At 34.9% G+C, this 20,694-nt stretch carries 26 protein-coding genes and 1 pseudogene; 19 read left to right on the forward strand and 8 right to left on the reverse strand.

The features are described from left to right. Positions 1 to 33: 33 nt before the first annotated feature. The 5 genes from C7K42_RS00195 to C7K42_RS00215 form a co-directional block, all read right to left on the reverse strand. Positions 34 to 489: a DUF3021 domain-containing protein gene (locus tag C7K42_RS00195; RefSeq protein WP_094243725.1), complete on the reverse strand. Its 456-nt coding sequence runs from the start codon at positions 487 to 489 to the stop codon at positions 34 to 36. Beyond that, a complete protein-coding gene (locus C7K42_RS00200) occupies positions 486 to 917 on the reverse strand; it encodes a LytTR family DNA-binding domain-containing protein (RefSeq protein WP_157728016.1) in 432 nt (143 codons plus the stop codon). Before C7K42_RS00200 ends, C7K42_RS00195 begins: the two co-directional genes overlap by 4 nt. Before the next feature lie 332 nt (positions 918 to 1,249). Then, positions 1,250 to 2,356 carry an IS4-like element ISTeha5 family transposase gene (locus tag C7K42_RS00205; protein ID WP_014123848.1) on the reverse strand — a complete coding sequence of 369 codons (1,107 nt, stop codon included), beginning with the start codon at positions 2,354 to 2,356 and terminating at the stop codon, positions 1,250 to 1,252. Between the two features lie 96 nt (positions 2,357 to 2,452). Further along, entirely contained in the window at positions 2,453 to 2,947 is a 495-nt protein-coding gene (locus C7K42_RS00210) for a GNAT family N-acetyltransferase (protein WP_103099644.1), read from the reverse strand. A 13-nt stretch (positions 2,948 to 2,960) separates the two neighbouring features. Continuing rightward, the gene (locus C7K42_RS00215) at positions 2,961 to 3,887 is read right to left on the reverse strand and encodes a sugar-binding transcriptional regulator (protein WP_069028770.1); all 927 of its coding nucleotides are present in this window, start codon (positions 3,885 to 3,887) and stop codon (positions 2,961 to 2,963) included. Positions 3,888 to 4,061: 174 nt separating this feature from the next. Here C7K42_RS00215 and C7K42_RS00220 point away from each other — a divergent pair, with 174 nt between their 5' ends. From C7K42_RS00220 to C7K42_RS00260, 9 genes are all read left to right on the forward strand, one after another. After that, entirely contained in the window at positions 4,062 to 4,760 is a 699-nt protein-coding gene (locus tag C7K42_RS00220; protein WP_069028771.1) for a triose-phosphate isomerase, read from the forward strand. A gap of 2 nt (positions 4,761 to 4,762) precedes the next feature. Further along, positions 4,763 to 5,281, forward strand: coding sequence for a YjbQ family protein (locus C7K42_RS00225; RefSeq protein ID WP_069028772.1), 519 nt, complete (start codon positions 4,763 to 4,765; stop codon positions 5,279 to 5,281). A 46-nt stretch (positions 5,282 to 5,327) separates the two neighbouring features. Beyond that, entirely contained in the window at positions 5,328 to 6,167 is an 840-nt protein-coding gene (locus C7K42_RS00230; protein WP_094243722.1) for a class II fructose-bisphosphate aldolase, read from the forward strand. A gap of 120 nt (positions 6,168 to 6,287) precedes the next feature. Continuing rightward, on the forward strand, positions 6,288 to 6,686 hold the full coding sequence (locus C7K42_RS00235) for a hypothetical protein (RefSeq protein ID WP_082786927.1): 399 nt from the start codon (positions 6,288 to 6,290) through the stop codon (positions 6,684 to 6,686). A gap of 9 nt (positions 6,687 to 6,695) precedes the next feature. Further along, positions 6,696 to 6,899, forward strand: a complete 204-nt coding sequence (locus tag C7K42_RS00240) for a hypothetical protein (protein WP_094243721.1) — start codon at positions 6,696 to 6,698, stop codon at positions 6,897 to 6,899. A 387-nt stretch (positions 6,900 to 7,286) separates the two neighbouring features. Further along, positions 7,287 to 7,826: an Asp23/Gls24 family envelope stress response protein gene (locus tag C7K42_RS00245; RefSeq protein WP_103099645.1), complete on the forward strand. Its 540-nt coding sequence runs from the start codon at positions 7,287 to 7,289 to the stop codon at positions 7,824 to 7,826. 96 nt (positions 7,827 to 7,922) lie between these two features. Beyond that, positions 7,923 to 8,477, forward strand: coding sequence for an alkaline shock response membrane anchor protein AmaP (amaP, locus tag C7K42_RS00250; RefSeq protein ID WP_061841023.1), 555 nt, complete (start codon positions 7,923 to 7,925; stop codon positions 8,475 to 8,477). 13 nt (positions 8,478 to 8,490) lie between these two features. Continuing rightward, on the forward strand, positions 8,491 to 8,673 hold the full coding sequence (locus C7K42_RS00255) for a DUF2273 domain-containing protein (RefSeq protein ID WP_069028775.1): 183 nt from the start codon (positions 8,491 to 8,493) through the stop codon (positions 8,671 to 8,673). A 27-nt stretch (positions 8,674 to 8,700) separates the two neighbouring features. Beyond that, positions 8,701 to 9,222: an Asp23/Gls24 family envelope stress response protein gene (locus tag C7K42_RS00260; RefSeq protein WP_061841424.1), complete on the forward strand. Its 522-nt coding sequence runs from the start codon at positions 8,701 to 8,703 to the stop codon at positions 9,220 to 9,222. Between the two features lie 107 nt (positions 9,223 to 9,329). Here C7K42_RS00260 and C7K42_RS00265 read toward each other — a convergent pair whose 3' ends face one another. Continuing rightward, positions 9,330 to 10,214, reverse strand: coding sequence for a LysR family transcriptional regulator (locus tag C7K42_RS00265; RefSeq protein ID WP_061841425.1), 885 nt, complete (start codon positions 10,212 to 10,214; stop codon positions 9,330 to 9,332). 129 nt (positions 10,215 to 10,343) lie between these two features. On the opposite strand from C7K42_RS00265, the gene C7K42_RS00270 reads away from it, so the two are divergent. From C7K42_RS00270 to C7K42_RS00305, 9 genes and pseudogenes are all read left to right on the forward strand, one after another. After that, complete coding sequence (locus tag C7K42_RS00270) at positions 10,344 to 10,934, forward strand: acyltransferase (protein ID WP_231960507.1); 591 nt, start codon at positions 10,344 to 10,346, stop codon at positions 10,932 to 10,934. A 68-nt stretch (positions 10,935 to 11,002) separates the two neighbouring features. After that, positions 11,003 to 11,122, forward strand: a pseudogene (locus C7K42_RS12925) (oxidoreductase); the annotation flags it as partial. A gap of 164 nt (positions 11,123 to 11,286) precedes the next feature. Then, the gene (locus C7K42_RS00275) at positions 11,287 to 11,769 is read left to right on the forward strand and encodes a VOC family protein (protein WP_061841426.1); all 483 of its coding nucleotides are present in this window, start codon (positions 11,287 to 11,289) and stop codon (positions 11,767 to 11,769) included. Positions 11,770 to 11,940: 171 nt separating this feature from the next. After that, a complete protein-coding gene (locus C7K42_RS00280; RefSeq protein WP_061841427.1) occupies positions 11,941 to 13,563 on the forward strand; it encodes a glycoside hydrolase family 13 protein in 1,623 nt (540 codons plus the stop codon). Positions 13,564 to 13,643: 80 nt separating this feature from the next. Then, a complete protein-coding gene (locus tag C7K42_RS00285) occupies positions 13,644 to 14,147 on the forward strand; it encodes a hypothetical protein (protein WP_014124399.1) in 504 nt (167 codons plus the stop codon). A gap of 197 nt (positions 14,148 to 14,344) precedes the next feature. Then, complete coding sequence (locus C7K42_RS00290; protein WP_014124400.1) at positions 14,345 to 16,588, forward strand: ATP-binding cassette domain-containing protein; 2,244 nt, start codon at positions 14,345 to 14,347, stop codon at positions 16,586 to 16,588. Positions 16,589 to 16,601: 13 nt separating this feature from the next. Next, positions 16,602 to 17,228 (forward strand): GNAT family N-acetyltransferase, encoded by a 627-nt coding sequence (locus C7K42_RS00295; RefSeq protein ID WP_041591787.1) that lies wholly within the window; start codon positions 16,602 to 16,604, stop codon positions 17,226 to 17,228. A 29-nt stretch (positions 17,229 to 17,257) separates the two neighbouring features. Continuing rightward, positions 17,258 to 18,091 carry a class I SAM-dependent methyltransferase gene (locus tag C7K42_RS00300; protein WP_014124402.1) on the forward strand — a complete coding sequence of 278 codons (834 nt, stop codon included), beginning with the start codon at positions 17,258 to 17,260 and terminating at the stop codon, positions 18,089 to 18,091. 25 nt (positions 18,092 to 18,116) lie between these two features. Next, complete coding sequence (locus C7K42_RS00305; protein ID WP_014124403.1) at positions 18,117 to 18,584, forward strand: TspO/MBR family protein; 468 nt, start codon at positions 18,117 to 18,119, stop codon at positions 18,582 to 18,584. Between the two features lie 43 nt (positions 18,585 to 18,627). Here C7K42_RS00305 and C7K42_RS00310 read toward each other — a convergent pair whose 3' ends face one another. Both C7K42_RS00310 and C7K42_RS00315 read right to left on the reverse strand, forming a co-directional pair. After that, positions 18,628 to 18,972, reverse strand: coding sequence for an ArsR/SmtB family transcription factor (locus C7K42_RS00310; RefSeq protein WP_014124404.1), 345 nt, complete (start codon positions 18,970 to 18,972; stop codon positions 18,628 to 18,630). A gap of 26 nt (positions 18,973 to 18,998) precedes the next feature. Next, complete coding sequence (locus C7K42_RS00315) at positions 18,999 to 19,481, reverse strand: GNAT family N-acetyltransferase (protein WP_014124405.1); 483 nt, start codon at positions 19,479 to 19,481, stop codon at positions 18,999 to 19,001. A gap of 206 nt (positions 19,482 to 19,687) precedes the next feature. Here C7K42_RS00315 and C7K42_RS00320 point away from each other — a divergent pair, with 206 nt between their 5' ends. Continuing rightward, positions 19,688 to 20,689: an NADP-dependent oxidoreductase gene (locus C7K42_RS00320; protein ID WP_069029376.1), complete on the forward strand. Its 1,002-nt coding sequence runs from the start codon at positions 19,688 to 19,690 to the stop codon at positions 20,687 to 20,689. Positions 20,690 to 20,694: the final 5 nt, after the last annotated feature.

The following is a 20,694-nucleotide window of genomic DNA, read 5'->3' on the forward strand; positions in this document are numbered from 1 at the left end:
AGCGTATCCCGCAAAAAGGATACGCTTTTTAATCTAGCTATTATCTTGCAGATGTTGATTTAACGCATCTATTTCTTTTTTTACTCTTAACATAGCAACAAACCAAATGATTACATAGATAAAAAGGAAAGTAAGCGTGAATCCTAGTAAAGTTCCTAATTTTAAAGAAGTCCAGCCGGCTATTGTTGCTAAAGGTAGGAAGGTCAAATAGGTAACACTAAAATGAACCAAGGTCATTTTAGTGACGCTCCAATCGGTCTGGGAATAAAAAAGACTAGCCAATGAAAATATGCTGCCTATAGCTGACCATAAAGCAATTGCTCCTAGCATGGCTTGTATTTCATTAGAAAAGTAGGACATAAACGCTGGTGATACTGGCATATACTCTGATTGGCTATAGGCTAATGAAGCAAAGACAGATAAGATTAAACCGATGAATGTGCCGAATACGATGCCGATACCTAAACAAGCTGCAATTTTTTTCATCATAATAAGCGCTCCTTTACTTTCTTTAAATATCTTTTTGAGGAACTTGTCATATGTCCATTTGACAAACGAATTAAAATTAAACCGCTTTTACTCAATTGAAAATGTTGTACGTAATCTAAGTTAATAATTTCGGTATTAGAAATACGAACAAAAGAATGAGGCAACTGTTCTTCTAATTCATATAAACGATAGGAAATAATATATTCTTGATCTTTTGTGTGACCGAAAACTTTTTTCTGACTGGAATAAAAGTTAACAAAATCATTAATTGCTATTCGATAGTTTTTGTCTTGTTTTTTTCCAACTAATGGTGTGGACTTTTGCTCGATATAGGCAACAATTTCCTTAATTTCCGATGACTGTGTTTTTGTTTTTAAAATAATCATTTCTTTGTCCAGTGCTTGATCTAATTCTAATTTTACTTTCATCTTCTTTCCCTCCTTCAAATTAAGCATAGTGGAATGATTCATAAATGTATATAACTTATGGATAAGTGGGCGTTTGTAGCAGATAGGTGGTATTAGCATAAAAAACTTGAACCTAAAATAAGGTCCAAGTTTTTCCATCATCTATAACCAATTTACAAATCTTTATACATAATATCACTAGTGGTGCATTAATATGATCAGAATATTCAGATTTTAACTTTTTTCTAAAAAATGACAAAAAAATCAAATGCTTGCGCAAAGGATGACTTTTCCAGAAAAAAATTTTCATTATTTATCTGAATACTATTGCAACAACGACAAATGCTATTTCGTCACGTAGGAACGAGCAACACCCATAATTCTTCAAAAGGTTGAAAAAGCAAGTGTTTCAATAGACGCTTGATTTGAAAAGGAGATTTCTTACTTCCTGTCTCCACTTTGAGTAAATACGTCAGTAGACTGGCAATCATGGCGAGAATGATTTGATTGCTTACCCCTTTTTCACTGTGGGAAAATAGCTTTTTTATCGTCATATGTTGCTTGATGTGCTTAAAAAATAGTTCAATTTGCCAACGAGCTTTGTACATGTCGGCCACTTCTTGGGCGGTCACATCAAAACGGTTAGTGACAAAACGTAATTGTTTTCCCTTTTCATCCTGAATCGTCACTAAGCGAAACGGGGAGGTTAAATAAACCTGCGTACCTAACACCACCATTTGGTCACGCAAAATGTTTTTACTCTGAGAAGTATCATAAGTTTCTCTGACATGGATTTTGGTGTTTTTCTTCACTCTTGTGACGAAAAAATAGCCATCGGCTTCCATTTCATCCAGTCGCTCGTAATCAATATAACCACGGTCAAAGATATAGGTCGCTTCCGGTTGATTGACAAAAACTTCTAAGTGATTGTCATCATGTTCAACCGCATTCGTGACTTCAAACTGATCCGGATACAAGTGTTCTTTATCCATAAAACAAAGTTTTAAGTGAAGCTTGATCCCCGCTTTGGTTGAGCGAAAGTCCGCCCAAGGATATCGAGTGGTATTTAACGGAAAGGTAGAAGAATCCACGAGATAGAGCGCATTTCGTTTAGTCACCGGTGTTTTTGACCGTGCTTTTTCCAGTAACTGTGCGAAAATCGCCCACAAAATTTCGTCATCCATCTGGGCGAGCTCACGGGAAAGCTGCGAATGGCTGATGGCATCTAACGCCATGGTCTGTTGTAGATCAGGGGAAACAAATGCCGTATCCATTTCACGTAAACTTTCACACTCATGATCGATGCCATAGAGAAACACCTTCAAAAAGTGTTCAAAAGCAAATTTTTTATGATACTTGTCGGCTTGAGAAATTTTCTCACGAATAGAAAAAGGTAATTTTTTGAAATTTATGTTCGAAAACCATTTATTAAAAGCTGAAATTGTTTTATACTTATCCATATTAAGTTCCTTTGTATTGGTCTTGGATAAGTCATCCAAGCTCAGTATAAAGGATTTTTTTATGAATGAAAATAGTGTGAAACATAAAGAGCTAATTTAAAATGTTTCATGCACCACTAGTGACATAATATACATATCAGAATAACGACCATCTTTTAAACGAAATCCTGCAGGAATGGTCCCCACAGTAGTAAAACCATTTTTTTGATAGATATGAATGGCAGGGAGATTGCTCGTTACTACAGCATTATACTGCATTCCGGTAAAACCTTGCGCTTTTGCTTGTATGAGTGAGTCTTCTACAAGATTAGAGAAAATTTTTCTTCCGCGGTAAGATTTATCGATGCAATAGCTCGCATTGGCAACGTGACTACAACGACCGATATTATTAGGATGAAGAACATAGAAACCAGCTAGTTTCCCTTTAATTGTCATACATCGAACAATGCTTTGTTCAGCTACATAGGTCTCAAATTCTTCTTCAGTGAATAATTCTTCTCCTGGAAAAGCATCGCCGTCTTTTAACACATCGTTCCAAACTTTTGTCATTTGAGCGAGATATTTTCTTTGATAGTTTTCAAAAGTAAACATTTTATGCTCCTTTTTATAATGTTGCCGCAATTTCTGCATCAATAATTAAGTGATCGATGATCGGTTGTTTTAACAAATGCTGGATACTAGGCGCTTTTTCTTTTCCGGAAGCTACAACAACGACTTCTGGAATGTTCATAAGGTCATCCAAATTAACACCAATCATTTTTTTTGAAATATTTGTTGGAACACTCTCGCCGTTTTTATTGAAAAATGTGGCTAAAATATCTCCAATAACATTCTTTTCTTTCATTTCACAAGCGTCTTCTTCACTAAAATAACCTAACTTTCGATAGGAGGACGATTCAATCGGATTGCCCACTGCAGTAATTGCCATATCAACATTTTTTCCTTTTTGGATAATATCACGAATAAATTGTGATTGGTCAAAGGCTTCTTTCATCTCTAAACTTTCTGCAATGGCTGGCGCATAGAAATAGTCTATATGACAATTATATTTTTGCGATAAGATAAAAGCTAAGTGGTTGGACTGGTTTTTAACATTTGATACATCAACACCACCGATAAGCGGTACGATCGATAAATCTTCAAAGTGATGATAACTGGCTGCTTCTGCAAACTTATTTAAAGTAGATCCCCAGCCAATCCCTAAATTTTTAATACGTTTTAAATTATTTTCTACAAAAGTAGCACATAGATTGCCGACTTCTTGTTTGGCTTCCTCCTCAGAAGCAGTAGCGGAGGAAATAAGAACAGTTTTTAGACCATATTTTTTAGCGAGAATTTCTTGTTGTTCAAAATTCATAATTTCTGAGTCTTGAATGGAAATTTTAACAATACCGCGATCTACAGCTTCTTTGAGTAGCGTCGCCACAGTCGGACGAGAAACATTCAATTGTTTGGCAATCTCTGTTTGATTGACATTTTCTTTATAAAAAAGGAGGGCAGCTTGTACGATCATTTTATTTCTATTGTTCAACTTGATCACCTGAATGGATTAATTTTATAAGTGCTTTTTATTATAACATAATTGTTTTAACAAATGCTAAATGTGTTTTCAATTGGAAAACTATATATTGACAGGGTTTCTTGTGAAAGTTATACTAAATTTATCAAATGTAAATAATTTTTACAAATGGAAAGGAAGAGATCGATGAAATTGCAAGCACCTTTTTTTACTTTTAATCCGAAGTCTTATTTTTATGGTAAGAAATTATTGGAATTAGCACAAAAAGCTGACACATTAGCCCAAAAGTATCCCCATTTAACGATTCTTATAACTGCGCCTTATGCTGATTTAGCAAATATCGCAAGTCATACGCAACATATTATCGTTACAGCGCAACACATGGATGGCATTGACCCAGGCAGAGGAATGGGGGCAGTATTACCAGAGTCTATTTATCAAGCAGGCACTCGAGCAGTCTTTTTGAACCATGCGGAGCATCCTTTGCAATTAACAGAGCTTATTCAATCGATGAAAAAGGCAAAAGAACTGGGAATTAAAACAATTGTATGCGCTAACTCTTTGGAAGAGGCTCGTTCAATTGCTTTACTTAAACCTGACGTTTTGCTTTGTGAACCCACTGAACTCATTGGAACGGGACAAGCAAGTGATGAAAGTTATATCCAAGAAACAAATCATGCCATAAAAGAGATTGACCCGGATATCTATATTTTACAAGCAGCTGGGATAAGTACCCCTGAGGATGTGTATCGCACGCTTAAATTGGGTGCCGATGGTACGGGATGTACAAGTGGAATCACCGAAGCAGATTTGCCTAGTCAAATGCTAGAAGAAATGATTGAATCGGTACAACGCGTTTATGAAGAAGGAAAGGATGGAAGATAATTATGAAAATTGAACATGGTTCATTAAAAGTCGAATCTAACGGATCAAAAGTCACATATTCAGATATTACCGATCAAGTACGACAAGAGATTCAAGAAGCGGGTGTGCAAGATGGTTTATGTGTCGTTAGTTCACAACATACTACTTGTTCAGTGATTTTTGAAGAGTTTGTCCATGATAAAGATTGGAACGGGGATGAATTATTACAAGTTGATCTTAATCGTATTTTGGACAAACTGATTCCCAGACAGTTAACCGAAAGTGATTATTTATATCCAGGACAAGATCACGTACAGTTTTTAGAAGAACTCTCCCAACAAACACCGGAATACCCCAACGATTTAACGACCATTTTAAATGCGGATGCTCATTTAAGAGCTTCTCTGTTTGGTTCAAGCCAAACATTGATCATTAAAGATGGCCAACCTTTAATTGGTTCTGTAGGTTATATTTATTTTGTTGATTGGGATCAAAATCGAAAACGTCATCGAACATGTAATTTATTAATAATGGGCAATTAAATAAAAGCGCTTTTACAAGAAAGATATTTAAAAAAGGAGATAAACGATGTTAGTAAATTCTAAAAACGCATTACTTACTGCTAAAGATGAAAATTTTGCCATACCAGCTACTAATTTTATTGACTTAGACAGTGCACGTTCTTATGTGAAGATAGCAGAAGAAAAAGGCTTGCCTTTAATTTTAGCGTATGCACAATCACACAGCGAAATATTAGCTATTGAAGAGGCAGCACTAATCGGTAAATTTTTTGCAGAAAAAAGTCATGTGCCGATTATCCTTCATTTAGATCATGGAGAAGATACGGATTTTATTTTCAAAGCGATTGAATTGGGCTTTACTTCGGTCATGATCGATGCTTCAAGAGAAAGTTTTGCAGATAATATTGCGATAACTAAAAGAGTTGTAGAATATGCTCATCAATTTGATGTGACAGTAGAAGCAGAATTAGGGCATGTGGGGTCAAATGATTTTTCCGAATCTCCCACACTTACTGATTCAATCTATACAGAAGTAGAAGATGTGCTTGCATTTGTTGATCAGACAAATGTGGATTCATTAGCGATTTCTATAGGAACAGCTCATGGAATTTATAAAGGGGCCCCCACGATAAACTTTGAACGACTTGAAGAAATAGATGAAATGACAACGATTCCGCTAGTGCTTCACGGCGGTTCTTCTAGTGGAGATAGCAACTTAAATCGTTGTGCAACACATGGTATTAGTAAAGTGAACATCTTTTCCGATTTTATCAATGATGCTTTTTATGCCATACAAAAAAAACAGCCTGAAGATTATCTGCAATTGAAAAATATTGCGAATCAAACAATGCTAGCTGTTTTAAATCATTACTACGATGTATTTGCGACTCGACCGATTTCTGTGTAAAAATAGCATAGAAGATTTTTTATTTGTATGTTTGAAGGGAAATACTTTATAAAAAAAGGCCTTTATTTTATACTTGTATAGGCAATTAGGACACTTGTATAAAATAAGGGGGAGTTATTTATGGATATTGTCAGTATTTTAAATGCTGTGGGTTCGATTGGGACACTTGTTATGACGATTTTTTATTGTGTTTCAATATCAATTCAACTGTACCAAATGCGTTTGGGTTTTTACCCAGCACTAGGTTTTGAGCAAACATTTATCATTCATGAAAACGGTAAGTTTAAGCTACAAAATGCGGTAGATTTATTGAAGATCGGCGAGGAAAGTATTGATTATTTTAGTTTGTATAATTTAGGCGGAGGAACTGCTAAAAACATCAATATAGATATATATTTGGATAATGAACAATTACAAAATAAATATGTGCATATCTTACCGGGCAACGAAAGTTACTTGCTTCCAGTAAACGATAAGGTTCATGATGGTTTGAAACAGGCGCTAATAGAAAAAGAGTAAACCACTGAATTGACAATTGATATGCAATACAAAAGTAGTATTAGACAAAAGTGGCAACATGCTACCTTGGTTGCTCAGTTTGATGCTTTCAATGACAATGACGCCAAAAAAACCATTTTTGAAGTGCAATTTGTTAACACTGATAGTGAAGATCATAATGATAATGACAATGACCAGCAAAATATTGAATCTAGAGAGGACTCGCAATCTTAATTGGTTGTGAGTTTTTTGATTAAACTACTACATCTAAGCAGTAGATACAAAACGAGAGATTTTTCTCTCTTTTTTTTCTGGATTACAAGGAAATATTTTTTAAATTGCTAAAGATCGGTGGGACATCGGAAAAGTCGCTTCCAATATTTTTCAGATTGGTGCCACATCAGAAAAGTTGCCTCCAATAATTATCAATAATGGTGGCAACAAGAATTTTTTTCTTGCTTAAAGTGGTTATCGCTGGCGATTTGAAAAACTTTCAAATATAATAAGAACAGAAGAAAAAGCTATTTTATTTTATGAAATAAAAAGCATGTTTATAGTTATTTTTTGAAAAATTTATTTGTTTTAGATAACATGAACTATATAAAATGAGGAGGAATCAAAATGACAACAGAGCAAACTTCAAAAGGAAACAATTCTTTTCAAGCAATGGAAGATCGTTCTCAAGCTTCTGGAGAGCTAACTTTTAACGATAAAGTGATCCAAAAAATTATCGGTATCGCGATGGAACAAATCGATGGTTTATTGAATGTTCAAGGGGGGTTCTTTTCATCAGTTGCTGATAGAATAAGCAATACAGAAAATGTTACCGCAGGGATCGATACTGAAGTAGGTAAAAAACAAGTGGCTGTAGATATGCAGATTATTTGTGAATATGGTCGAGACATCTCTGCAATATATGAACAAATCAAACAGGTCATTACTACAGAAGTGAAGAAAATGACTCGTTTAGACGTGATTGAAATTAATGTCAATGTAGCAGACATTCAAACACAAGAAGAATATGAACAAAATAAAGAAACACTAGAAGATAAAGCAAATGAAATTGCCAATTATACTTCAGAAAAAACCGAACAAGCGGCTGGGAAAATAAATGAAGGCCTGGAAAAATCCGAAACAAAAAATAAGCCCGAAGTTGAGTAAATGTTTTTCAATAGCGTGAGTACCATTGTATAGTAAAGAAAAGAGTGGGTACTCACTTCTATTCTAGCTATTGAATCTATCAGAGAGGGTGAAAGGATGGGAAAAATAAGGAAACTTTTATTTAGTATTGTGCTGCTCGGCTTACTTATTACCTTCTTTTTTGTACTGATTGAAAACCAGCAAGCAATTTATTTACCCGTTTATTTTATTTCAATGGATAATTATCCTTTGGTTGGTCCTTATATTCAAATCATACTTTTTTGCTTGAGTGTATTTTTTATCGGCTTAGCGATTCTTCTTATGCTTGTAACGATTTTTTATCCGAAAAAGAGCAATACGCTAGTGATCAAAGGTAAAAATGGGCGTTTAAGCGTTCGAAAAAGTGTTGTAGAAAACTTTGTATTAGAAACCTTAAAAAAAGAACCTTCTATTGAAAATCCTCGAGTAAAGGTTAAAATGAGTAAGAAAAAGATTAAGATCAAAATTGTCGGAGCCCTACGTAAAACGATGCGTACAACTGAAAAGCAAAATGAATTAGTTGAGCAAATACGGCATGAGGTTTCTGACTTGTTAGCAACAGATGCGATCAAAACAGAGGTTTACTTAAAAGATGAACAAGAAAATGCGGGCCCAAGAAATAGAGTAGAATAGGAAGGATGTCAAAATGCAAGGATTATTTCAGCGCTATCGATACGGCATCATTGGTGGAGGAATCGGGTTAATATTGGCAGTTCTTCTGCTAACGATCGGATTTTCCGAAACTTTATTACTTATTATTTGTATCTTTTTAGGTGCTTTTATTGGTATTTATTTAAATACTATGGGATTTTTTGATCGTTTTAAATAAAAAATGTATGAATTGGGGGAAAGACAGATGGAAAATAAAACAAACAACAGTACAACTACAACACAACAAATTTCGGGAGAATTAACTTTTGCGGATAAAGTCATTCAAAAGATTATTGGTTTGGCTTTAGCAGATATTGATGGCTTGTTGACAATCGATGGAGGATTTTTCTCAAACATTGCCGAAAAATTAGTCAATACAAATGATGTGACTACAGGCATTCATACTGAAGTTGGTACAAAACAAGTGGCTGTAGATATGGATATTGTTGTAGAATTTGGTAAAGACGTTCGAAAAATCTATGATGAAGTGAAAAAAATCATTTCCAGCGAAGTTAGTGAAATGACGCATTTAGAAGTAATTGAAGTTAATGTAAATGTAGTTGATATTAAATCGCAAGAGCAATATCAAGAAGAAAGCGAGACTGTGCAAGATAAAGTAAGCGGTGCTGCTAGCTCCACAGGTCGTTATCTTTCAAAACAAACGAATAAAGCAACGAAAAAAGCCAAAAACGAAGTACAATCAAGAACTGAACCTAGAGTTGAATAATCATTGAATTTAAAATATGTTAAAAAACGCGCTCTGTGATTTTTCACTAAAGCGCGTTTTTTGTTTATATTAGAAAAGAAAAAACGAGGCTATTATCGAGGAGATTCCTATTCATTTTCAATTGTTTTACGTAATTCTTGCAAAAATTCTTGTGCTGCTGTAGAAAAAAACTGGTTTTTCTTCCATATGATGTTAAGACTTGCTTCTAAATTAGGCGTTAGTGGTTTAAAGACTAAAGAGCTATCAATGGAAGTGTCAATCAGACGATCAAGACATAAAACATAGCCGAGTTTTTCTTTGGCCATTTGTGCAGCATTATAAAGGAGATTATATGTGCCGACAATATTCAAGTTTGTAATCTCTTGTCCTAGCCAACTTGAAAGCTCACTATCAACGGTCGTTTGTCGGGAAATAATTAAAGCCTTATTGTGCAAGTCTTCAGGACGAATCTCTTCTTTGCTTGCTAGTGGACTATCTTTATGCATTAATACACCCCAAGTATCGCTTTCTGGTAAATGCATGTAATCATATTTTTGCTTATCGGCAGGTTCAATCACAATTCCGAAATCCAGCAAACCGCTATCCAATTTATTCATAATATCATCAGCGTTACCACTGTATAAATGGAATTGGATGGCAGGATAATTTTGTAAAAGCTTTTTTAAAGCTTGAGCGACAACTTGTATTCCCTTAGTTTCACCCGCGCCAATATAAATTTCTCCGCTTAATGTTTCATCTTTTTGCTTAAAATTTGCCGTCGTTTTATCCGTTAACTGGATAATTTCTTGGGCCTTTTTTAACAAATACTGTCCGTCTGCGGTTAAACTAATTTTACGATTGCCGCGAATAAATAGCGTTGTATCTAATTCATTTTCAAGATCACTTAGTTGTCTGGATAATGTCGGCTGTGAAAGGTGGAGCTGTTGGGCAGCTGCAGAAATGGTCTGCTGGCTGGCAACCGCTACAAAGTAACGTAACAATCGAATTTCCATAAGTTTCCTCCTATACGTTAAAAGCATAGTTACATATTTGTTATAAGTATTTGCTAAATAAATCATATCATTTTATGATAGAGTGGCAAAGGTATTGTTTGTTAAAAATATAAAAATTATGAGTGAGGAATGAGAAGAATAGAGTTAACAGAACTTTTAAGCAGATTTGCAAAAGAGCAAGTGATTTATCCCAATACAGAAGTCCATCGTGCGATGACAAAAGTATCCAGTGAAGCACGTTATCTGAGTACGAAACTTAATAATGGTGTGTATACTGATGAGCAAATTAAAGCACAGATGACTCAAATCACTGGCCAAGAATTAGATGAAGGTTTCTCCTTGTTTTTACCCTTTACGTCTGACTTTGGTAAAAATATCAAAATCGGTAAAAATGTGTTTATCAATTCTGGTTGTCGCTTTCAAGACCAAGGAGGCATTACAATTGGTGATCAATGTTTGATTGGTCATAATGTAGTTTTGGCTATAATTAACCATGATTATCACCCAGAAAAGCGAGGGATTATGCACCTGCGTCCTATCGTTTTGAAAGAAAAAACTTGGATTGGTTCAAATGCTACTATTCTTCCAGGCGTAACAGTGGGGGAGAATTCAGTTGTCGCCGCAGAAGCTGTGGTGACCAAAGATGTGCCGGCAAATACAATTGTAGGAGGAAATCCGGCAAAATTCCTTTCTAATTTGGCAGACAAAATAGAAGAATAATGACTTAATATGCTTTTTAAGTATAGGGCGTATGTAATATAAGTATTTGTTTGCTGTGAAATGCAATGTATGATCAATACGAAATTGGTCCTGACCGTGTAGCCAATGTTGTCGCTTTTGCCATTGATCAGCCAGAAGATACAAATGTTAATGAGTTTACTATCGGACCTACGACACAGCCGTGGTAAGAAAAAACTTTAGATAAAATAATTATTAGCAATAAGCGATTTGTAAGCGTTTATGTTAAAATAAAAGTGAAATGTAGGATTAGTTACCATTTTTTAATAACAATGGAATGTTGTTTAAGCTAAATATGAATGTAGCAGAGAGTCTGAAAAGGGAGGTTTTTCAGATGCAAAAAATTGTGACAAATTTGTGGTTTGATACTCAGGCAGAAGAAGCGGCGAAGTTTTATACTTCTTTATTTGAAGAGGGTTCTATTCATAATATCACTTATTATGGTTCTTCAGGCGCTAAGGTATCTGACATGCCAGAAGGGACTGTATTAACAGTAGAATTTTCACTAGCTGATCAGGAATATATTGCGATTAATGGAGGACCAATGTTTAAATTTACACCTGCAATCTCACTAATGGTTAACTGTGATTCTCAAGAAGAAATAGATCGGTTATGGGAAGGTTTCTGTGAAGAAGGCCAGCCAGAAGAATGTGGTTGGTTAACAGATAAGTATGGTCTTTCTTGGCAAATTGTGCCTAGCGAATTAAATGAACTACTCAGCAATCCAGAACCAGAAAAAGAAGAAAACATTAACCGTGCCCTGTTTTCTATGAAAAAATTGGACATCGAACAATTACGTAAGGCTGTGTTGGAATGAAAATAACAAAGCGAAAGTTTACGAATTTTGTGATCGACAATTGTTGTTTACAAATAACATAACATTTGCTTTTTTATTATTTACAGTTTTTAAAAGTTCAGTTTTTTAGTAGTGCGCTTTCAATTTTTAGTGCAAAGGCGTATAGTTAAAATGAATCAAAGGAGGAATAGTATGGTACAACATTGGTGGCAAGAAATTGTAGTTTATCAAATTTATCCGCGTAGTTTTAACGATAGTAATGGCGACGGTATTGGAGACTTGCAAGGAATTATTGAAAAACTAGATTATTTAAAAGAACTAGGGATAGGCGCAATTTGGCTGTCTCCGGTCTATCAATCACCTAATGACGATAATGGTTATGATATTTCCAACTATGAAGCGATTATGGATGAATTTGGTAGCATGGACGATATGGAAGAACTTTTGGCTCAAGCGAATCAACGGGGAATAAAAATTATAATGGATTTAGTCGTCAATCATACTTCTGATGAGCATGCATGGTTTATAGAAGCTAGAAAAGATAAAAACAGCCCATATCGCGATTATTATATTTGGGCAAATCCTGCTGCAGATGGCACGACACCTAATGATTTGACCTCTTTTTTTTCTGGCTCTGCTTGGAAGTTTGATGAAGAGACCGGGCAATATTATCTTCACTTTTTCAGTAAAAAACAACCTGATTTAAATTGGGAAAATGAAAAAGTACGAGAAGAAGTATATCATATGATGAATTTTTGGATTGATAAAGGCATCGGTGGTTTCCGTATGGATGTGATTGATTTAATCGGTAAAGTCCCTCAAGAAAAAATTTCAACGAACGGACCCAAGTTACATGATTATTTACAAGAGATGAACCAAAAGACTTTCGGCAAGTACGATTTGTTGACAGTAGGCGAAACGATGGCGGCAACGCCGGAAAATGCTAAATTATATTCCAAACCAGAACGTAAAGAACTATCAATGGTCTTTCAATTTCAACATATGAATTTAGACATACAAGCAAATGGCGAAAAGTGGGATTTAGCGCCTTTAGATGTAGCTAAATTGAAAGAAGTCCTTGCCAAGTGGCAAAAGGAGTTAGGCGATGAAGGTTGGAATTCTTTATATTGGAACAATCATGATCAACCACGGATCGTTTCACGCTGGGGTGATGATGATAAGTATCGCGTACAAAGTGCAAAAATGTTAGCGATTCTGTTGCATATGATGAAAGGAACGCCTTACATCTATCAAGGAGAAGAGATAGGTATGACCAATACACCTATTTCAGATATTTCTGAAGCAGCCGATATCGAATCCATTAATATGTATCATGAACGCTTAGCAAAAGGTTATGATAAAAAAGATATCTTAGCTTCGATTAATGCCAAGGGCCGGGATAATGCACGTCGTCCTATGGCTTGGGATAGTTCAACAAACGCTGGCTTTACATCTGGTAAACCATGGCTAGCACTCAATGATAATTATAAAGATATTAATGTAGAATTAGCGTTAAAAGGACCCAATTCAATTTTTTATACTTATCAAAAACTGATCCAGTTACGCAAAGAAAATCCAATTATGATTTGGGGAAGCTTTCAGTTAGTGGATACTGTTGATGAAGTTTTTAGTTATTATCGAAAGTACAAAGGACAACGTTGGTTAGTGGTAACGAACTTTTCCAGCGAAGTACAACCTTTTTCTTCAGAAGATGAAATGAAAAAAGTCATCATACAAAATACAGTGGACGAGTTTACGACACTTGAAAATATAAACTTACAGCCATGGCAAGCGTTTGTGGTTGAAGTGGAATAAGAAAAAGCTTTTGCATAAAACTTGGGTACTCCCTTTAAACATGATAAAATAAAACAGATAATTTAAAGGAGAGTATTACAATGAAAAGTTTAAAAGTAACAACGCTTGTCTTAATCTCAACCATGTTATTGGCAGGCTGTACACAACAAACATCCACTGAGAATAATGAAGATAAGGAAGTAGCAGCAACTTCAGAAACAGCAGAATCAACTGAACAAACATCAACCGAAACAGAACAATCGTCTTCGATAAGTTCTGAAGCAATGGAAGAATCCACAGAGGAGACGGAAGAAGCTTCTACAGAAGAAGAGACTGCTGAAACTTCTACTGATGAATCGCAAAATTCAGATGCAGAAAATGATGTTGCTGACTTTGAGGAAGGCGATATTTTGCAAGACACCATTGATTTGGAAGGCTTAACCATGGAGACAGCCACTGATAATCCAAATAAAAGAGTATTACTGTTTTCTAACGATGAAGGACAAAAAGAATACAAAAGCGTATTTATTAAACGAACAAATCGTTTGAAAATCATCGATACAGCCAATGATGATTTGTTGCTAAATGAAGAACTTGATATATAAACGGATAAAAATATTACTTGATATTAAAAACATGGGGAGTGAAAAACACTCTCTGTTACAATTATTAATAAAAAAGTCAGATTTACAAACTTTATTTTTCGTAAATCTGGCTTTTTTACGCCAAAGGCTTAAAGTGATCTAAAAACTAAATTTAGATGAAACATGTTATAATATAGATATATTTGGAGGCTTATGTGATGGAATATATCAAAATAAAAAATGCTAAACAGAATAATTTAAAAGATGTTACAGTGGAGATCCCTAAACATCAATTAACTGTGGTTACCGGTGTTTCAGGTTCAGGAAAATCTTCTTTGGTTTTTGATACTTTGGCGGCTGAGTCAAGAAGAGAATTAAACGATACTTTTAATAGTTATGTGCAGGCATACTTGCCTAAATATGGACGGCCTGAAGTAGAAAAAATTGAAAATTTGCCGGTTTCAATTATGATTGAGCAGCAAAAAGTTTCAGCGAATTCTCGTTCAACTGTGGGAACCTATACAGACATATATACTTTTTTACGTTTGTTATTTTCTCGTGTTGGGAAACCATTTATCGGTTATTCTGATACCTTTTCTTTTAATCATCCTGATGGTAAGTGTCCAACCTGCGATGGTTTAGGAAAAGTCACTGAAATTCATCTACATCAACTGGTTGATTTTAATAAGTCTTTAAACGAAGACCCTATCGATTTTCCTACGTTTCACAAAGGAAAATGGCGTTGGAAACGCTATGCTAATAGTGGCTTGTTTGATTTAGATGAAAAAATTAAAGACTACACACCAGAAGAACAAGACTTATTATTCTATGCGCCACGACAACAAATCAAAAATGCGCCAGCTGAATGGCCACATACTGCTTTATATGAGGGAATTGTACCGCGTGTACAAAGAAGTATTATTCATTCGGATGAAGGTCGTCGTCACCAAAAACAATTGGACCGTTTTGTAACGGTAAAAGAGTGTCCAGATTGTCATGGGAGTCGAGTAAATGAGAAGGTTAGAAGTTGTAAAATTTCCGGTAAAAATATCGCTGATGTTGTCAGTATGTCATTAGAGCAACTAAAGGAATTTGTCACTGCTATTTCTGATCCTCTCGCTGTAAATGTAAAGTCAGAAATTATGTTACGTGTACAAGCTTTAATCGATATCGGCTTATCTTATTTAACCTTGGAAAGAGCAACTGGAACCTTGTCAGGCGGCGAAGCACAACGAATAAAAATCGCGAAATATATCAATAGTTCCTTAAATGATATCATGTATATTTTAGATGAACCTAGTGCGGGATTGCATCCGCAAGATATTGAACGTGTGAGCCAAGCACTGATTGCTATAAAAAATAAAGGAAACACAGTGGTTTTAGTGGAACATCATCCGCAACTTATTCAAATGGCGGATTATATTATAGACATCGGGCCTAAAGCTGGGGAAAATGGCGGAGCTGTACAGTTTGCTGGTCCTTATAGTGAATTTTTACAATCAAATACGATAACGAGTCGAGCCCTTCATGAAAAAGTACCATTGAACGATTCACCAAGAACATCGGAAAATACATTATCGATAAAAAATGCTGACCTGCATAATTTAAAAAATCTTTCCGTTGATATTCCATTAGGCGTGCTAGCTGTTATTTGTGGCGTTGCTGGTTCGGGGAAATCTTCATTGGCAAGTGTCATTTATCAAAAAATTATGCAACAAGATAAGGAAATGGTTTATATTTCACAAAAAAATATTGGTGTGAATTTACGGTCGACGCCGATGACTTATTTAAATATTTTTGATAAAATCCGTTCATTATTTGCCAAAGAAAACAATGTAAGTCCTGCTTGGTTTAGTTATAATTCCAAAGGCGCCTGTCCAAGATGTAAGGGTAAAGGGATTATCGTTTCGGATATGTCTTTTATGGAAGATGTTACAACAGTTTGTGAATTGTGCCATGGGGCTCGCTACAACGAAGAAGCAACCCAATACTTCTATCAAGGAAAGACCATTGTGGATGTGTTGGATATGAACGTGAACGAGAGCTTTGCATTCTTTAAAGACCAACCTTTTGCCCAAGAATTAAAACAACTTTTAGATGTAGGTTTGGGCTATTTAAAATTAAATCAATCATTAACGACATTATCTGGCGGTGAATTGCAGCGCTTAAAATTGGCGGATAATTTACATCGCGAAGGAACGATTTATCTATTAGATGAGCCAACAGACGGCTTGCACTTAGATGATATTCAGCAGCTCCTAGACTTATTTGAACAAATGGTAGATGAGGGCAATAGTATTATTCTACTAGAACATCATATTAGTGTTATTAAACGAGCCGATTGGGTGATAGAAATCGGTCCTGAAGGCGGAGATAAAGGGGGCTATCTTACGTTTTCAGGAACAGTTCAAGATTTAGCGAAAACTGACAATACAGTTACTGCCCCTTATTTAGTTAATTAAAAAGGAGTGCCCATTGCCTAAGAATAGACTAACATTTCATACAGTAAGAGGATTAGATGGAGAGCTAGAGCAAGCGTTGAAATTGTTTGTTGAAACTTTTAAAACAGAAGCTATTACCGCTCATACCTATAATTTTAATCATGAGCTGACAGAAAAACAGTACTATAAAGCTTCTTTGTTGAACGCTAAACTTTATATTGAACAGGGACATGATATCATGGTTGCTAAAATCGATGATACTATTGTAGGGGTTTCTATTATGAAAAAAACATCTCAAAAGTCTTTGATCCATACCTTAAGGTTTGTTTTCCCAGAAGTTTTTGAGTTGCTCCCATTATTAACAAAAATAAAGTATAGAAATGCATTTTCTATGAGCAAAACAATGAAATTAACCCACCCTTTAAAAGAAAACTATGTCACTTTAGCGGCGATTGCTGTGACTTCAAATTATCAAGGAAAAGGTGTAGGTAAACAGTTTTTAAATGAAATCCATCAACGGTATAAAAAAGATTTTGAATCGATTTACTTATATACAGCGGACGAAAAAAATAAGAACCTTTATTCACACATTGGTTATGAAATGGTTGAGCATAAACAAGCAAGTCATTTTAGCGTCTATCATATGATTTATCGATTTTAGATAAGAAGAGTAAAAAAGGAAGGTAGTGAATGTTTTATAATTTAAAAGAGAGCTTAGAAAAGCCAGCGCTTTATACAAAATCAAAAGAAGCTTTTTGGGATGATGAATATATCTCGAAACAAATGCTAAAAGCACATTTAGACCCGGATTTTTCTGGTGCGAGTCGCAAATTTTCTTTTATCGAACAATCTGTGTCTTGGATTAAAGAAAAAATTCCAGCACAAACCTATCCCAAGCTACTTGATATAGGCTGCGGCCCAGGAATATATGCAGAAAAGTTTGCTTTAGAGAATTATCAAGTAACGGGCGTTGACTTTTCCAAGCGATCGATTGATTATGCCAAAAAGTCCGCCCAGCAACATGGCTTAGCAAATATTTATTATTATCAAGACTATTTAGCAATGGATTTAAAACAAAGCTTTGATTTAGCTACATTAATCTATTGTGATTATGGTGCTTTATCGACTAAGGATCGTCAAACTTTACTGGATAATATTTATCAGCATTTAAAACCAGGTGGGAAATTATTACTTGATGTCTTTTCCCAAAAATTTTATCAACAATTTCAAGAAGAACAAAAGTGGGAAAACTGTGAAAACGGAGGTTTTTGGCGTCCAGATGAGTATATTGCATTGTACGGAAATTATAAGTATTCGAATGATGTTACTTTAGAACAAACCACGATTGTTTCAGATACAGAAATTACACCTTATTATGTGTGGAATACTTGTTTTACAAAGGATGCATTGATAAAAGAAATGCAAGAAGCTGGTTTTGAGTTTTGCGAAATTTTTAGCGATGTTACAGGACGAGCTTATAATGAAGAAAATAAGACGATGGCTATTATTATAGAAAAAAATTAGTAAAAAAATTTAGGAGGTCAAGTGTATGAGAAAGTGGGTCGTTTGGTTAATAAGTGTCGTGGGTATTGAATTGACTGGGATTATTTCCGGATTTTTTGCAGGAGATATTCAAAGTGTTTATCAACAATTGCAAAAACCGCCGCTATCGCCGCCTGGAAGTATCATTGGTACGATTTGGACCATCATATATGCGCTGATGGGGACAGCATTATTTTTATTGATTGTCTCTAAAGTTTCAAAAAAGATGAAAGCTTCGGCGATTACCTTGTTTGCCATACAACAAATTTTGAATTTTTCCTGGAGTATTCTATTTTTTGGCGGCAACCATTATTGGATTGCTACGCTGGTGATTATCGTGCTAATCGCCTTGATTATTTTCTGTATGCGTGTATTTTATTATATTAATAAAGCAGCTAGCTTCTTATTTGCTCCTTACTTAATCTGGTGTTTGTATGCCGGCTACTTATGTTTAGGACTTGCGATTTTAAATTAAAAAAGAAGAAAAAAGTCTTTTTATGAGGCTTTTTTCTTCTTTTTTATTGATTTACTTCTTTTTCTTCTAATAGATTTAACAGTTGATCGATTAATTTTTTCATATCTTTGACATTATCAATCATATTGGAGAAATAATAATAGTTTTTGGTGCCTTCACTACGAACAGAAACAATATTTGCTTGTTTTAAAATATTTAGATGGTGAGAAACAGCGGGTCTGGATAACTGTGTAATTTCGGTTAAGTCGACGACACGCAATCCATCACAAGATTCTTGTTCTAATAAAGCCATAATAATAAGTTGTCTTTTTTCATCACCTAACGCTAAAAGAAAATCTCTGGTGTCAGCAAATGCTGTTTTTAATTGTTGTAAATCTTGTTTTTCCATGATGAGCTCCTCTATGATTCATTTGTTTAATTAGTGGAATAATATTGATAGATAGGTAATTCAAAAATAAGCTGCCAGCCCTTTCTACCAGAATATTTTCTGCCGGTGTCATAAAAACCACCCTTTTTATACAATTGAATAGCTTTAGTGTTTTCCTGGTTGACCCCTAAGATAATTGTCTTGATGTGAGGAAATTTCTCTTGAACAAAAGCGGGTAATTCCTTAAGCGCTTGTAAAGCAAAGCCTTTTCTAGCATATCTGCTATCAGTTGAAAAACTGCGTAGAAGGATACTATCCGTACGATCGGTATAATCATATTTATCTCTTCCTTCATCCAAAACAAAAAAAGTAACCAAATCATCGTGGTTCAAAGCTAAAATTCGATGCAACTCGCTACCTCGATGTGTTTGTAAAAGTGATTCTTGTGGGCTTTTAGAAAAGGTATCGTCGGCTAAGTAGTAGTTATTCAGGTAATCTTTATATTTTGCTGTGTATTCAATGAGTTTCATCAAACCACCTCGTTTTTAAATACTATACCATATTTATAAAACTAGGTGAAAAAGTTCCTATTTTATAACTTAATGTCTTTTTTAAAAGTTATGGTTAATTGAAAACATAATAGTTGACTAATATTCCCAAAAAGCATACGATAATCTTCGTAAATTCAACGGTTTAAACCTTTGAACGATTAGGAGGAAAAAGCGTGGCACAAACGATGAAAGCAATGGGAATTTCTCATTATAAACAAGAAAAATTAGAAGAATTAACTTTACCTATGCCTGAAATTTCGGCTAATGAAGTATTAGTAGAAATTGTTGCTGCAAGTATTAACCCGGTTGATTTGAAAATTCGCGATGGAAAACTAAAAATGTTGTTAAGCTATGATATGCCCTTAGTTTTAGGCAATGATTTTGCCGGACGAATTGTAAAATTAGGCGATAAGGTAACAAAATTCAAGGTCGGTGATGAAGTTTACGGTCGACCACAAAAGTCTAAAATCGGCACATTTGCTGAATATATCGGTATTGACCAAGGAGATATTGCATTGAAGCCTAAAAATCTTACTTTTGAAGAAGCTGCATCGATTCCTTTGGTTGGCTTGACCAGTTATCAAGCCCTACACGATATTATGCAAGTAAAACCAGGCGATAAAGTATTAATCCAAGCTGGCTCTGGTGGCATTGGTACGATTGCGATTCAATTAGCTAAATTAATGGGCGTCTATGTCGCTACAACAGCAAGTAACCGAGGCAAGGATTTAGTAACTCGTCTAGGTGCAGATCAAATAATTAACTATCATGAAGAAAATTTTGCGGAAGTCTTAAGTGATTATGATGATGTCTTTGATACTTTAGGTGGTCAAAACTTGATGGATGGTTTTAGAATACTAAAACCAGGAGGTAACATAGTAACGATCAGCGGAACACCCAATGCTCGTTTTGGTAAAGAATATGGTGTCGGTTGGTTTAAAACCATGCTGTTTAGCCTCGCTTCATTTAAATTGACACGTTTAGAAAAGCAATACGACGTGAACTATCACTTTCTATTCATGAAACCAAGTGATGAACAACTAGAAATTTTACGTGATTATATTGAAGATGGGAAATTAGAACCTATTGTGGATCGTGTATTTTCCTTTGAACAAACGCAAGAAGCTGTAGAATATTCAGAGTCTGGACATGCTAAAGGAAAAATCATAATTAAAATACAAGAATAATGAAC

Source organism: Tetragenococcus halophilus subsp. halophilus DSM 20339 (genome assembly GCF_003841405.1).
GTDB classification, from domain to species: Bacteria; Bacillota; Bacilli; order Lactobacillales; family Enterococcaceae; genus Tetragenococcus; species Tetragenococcus halophilus.

Coding starts and splice junctions, on each gene's coding strand:
- C7K42_RS00195 (WP_094243725.1), bottom strand. CDS start 489: ATGATGAAAAAAATTGCAGCTTGTTTAGGTATCGGCATCGTATTCGGC.
- C7K42_RS00200 (WP_157728016.1), bottom strand. CDS start 917: ATGAAAGTAAAATTAGAATTAGATCAAGCACTGGACAAAGAAATGATT.
- C7K42_RS00205 (WP_014123848.1), bottom strand. CDS start 2,356: ATGGATAAGTATAAAACAATTTCAGCTTTTAATAAATGGTTTTCGAAC.
- C7K42_RS00210 (WP_103099644.1), bottom strand. CDS start 2,947: ATGTTTACTTTTGAAAACTATCAAAGAAAATATCTCGCTCAAATGACA.
- C7K42_RS00220 (WP_069028771.1), top strand. CDS start 4,062: ATGAAATTGCAAGCACCTTTTTTTACTTTTAATCCGAAGTCTTATTTT.
- C7K42_RS00225 (WP_069028772.1), top strand. CDS start 4,763: ATGAAAATTGAACATGGTTCATTAAAAGTCGAATCTAACGGATCAAAA.
- C7K42_RS00230 (WP_094243722.1), top strand. CDS start 5,328: ATGTTAGTAAATTCTAAAAACGCATTACTTACTGCTAAAGATGAAAAT.
- C7K42_RS00235 (WP_082786927.1), top strand. CDS start 6,288: ATGGATATTGTCAGTATTTTAAATGCTGTGGGTTCGATTGGGACACTT.
- C7K42_RS00245 (WP_103099645.1), top strand. CDS start 7,287: ATGACAACAGAGCAAACTTCAAAAGGAAACAATTCTTTTCAAGCAATG.
- amaP (WP_061841023.1), top strand. CDS start 7,923: ATGGGAAAAATAAGGAAACTTTTATTTAGTATTGTGCTGCTCGGCTTA.
- C7K42_RS00255 (WP_069028775.1), top strand. CDS start 8,491: ATGCAAGGATTATTTCAGCGCTATCGATACGGCATCATTGGTGGAGGA.
- C7K42_RS00260 (WP_061841424.1), top strand. CDS start 8,701: ATGGAAAATAAAACAAACAACAGTACAACTACAACACAACAAATTTCG.
- C7K42_RS00265 (WP_061841425.1), bottom strand. CDS start 10,214: ATGGAAATTCGATTGTTACGTTACTTTGTAGCGGTTGCCAGCCAGCAG.
- C7K42_RS00270 (WP_231960507.1), top strand. CDS start 10,344: ATGAGAAGAATAGAGTTAACAGAACTTTTAAGCAGATTTGCAAAAGAG.
- C7K42_RS00275 (WP_061841426.1), top strand. CDS start 11,287: ATGCAAAAAATTGTGACAAATTTGTGGTTTGATACTCAGGCAGAAGAA.
- C7K42_RS00280 (WP_061841427.1), top strand. CDS start 11,941: ATGGTACAACATTGGTGGCAAGAAATTGTAGTTTATCAAATTTATCCG.
- C7K42_RS00285 (WP_014124399.1), top strand. CDS start 13,644: ATGAAAAGTTTAAAAGTAACAACGCTTGTCTTAATCTCAACCATGTTA.
- C7K42_RS00290 (WP_014124400.1), top strand. CDS start 14,345: ATGGAATATATCAAAATAAAAAATGCTAAACAGAATAATTTAAAAGAT.
- C7K42_RS00300 (WP_014124402.1), top strand. CDS start 17,258: ATGTTTTATAATTTAAAAGAGAGCTTAGAAAAGCCAGCGCTTTATACA.
- C7K42_RS00305 (WP_014124403.1), top strand. CDS start 18,117: ATGAGAAAGTGGGTCGTTTGGTTAATAAGTGTCGTGGGTATTGAATTG.
- C7K42_RS00310 (WP_014124404.1), bottom strand. CDS start 18,972: ATGGAAAAACAAGATTTACAACAATTAAAAACAGCATTTGCTGACACC.
- C7K42_RS00315 (WP_014124405.1), bottom strand. CDS start 19,481: ATGAAACTCATTGAATACACAGCAAAATATAAAGATTACCTGAATAAC.
- C7K42_RS00320 (WP_069029376.1), top strand. CDS start 19,688: ATGAAAGCAATGGGAATTTCTCATTATAAACAAGAAAAATTAGAAGAA.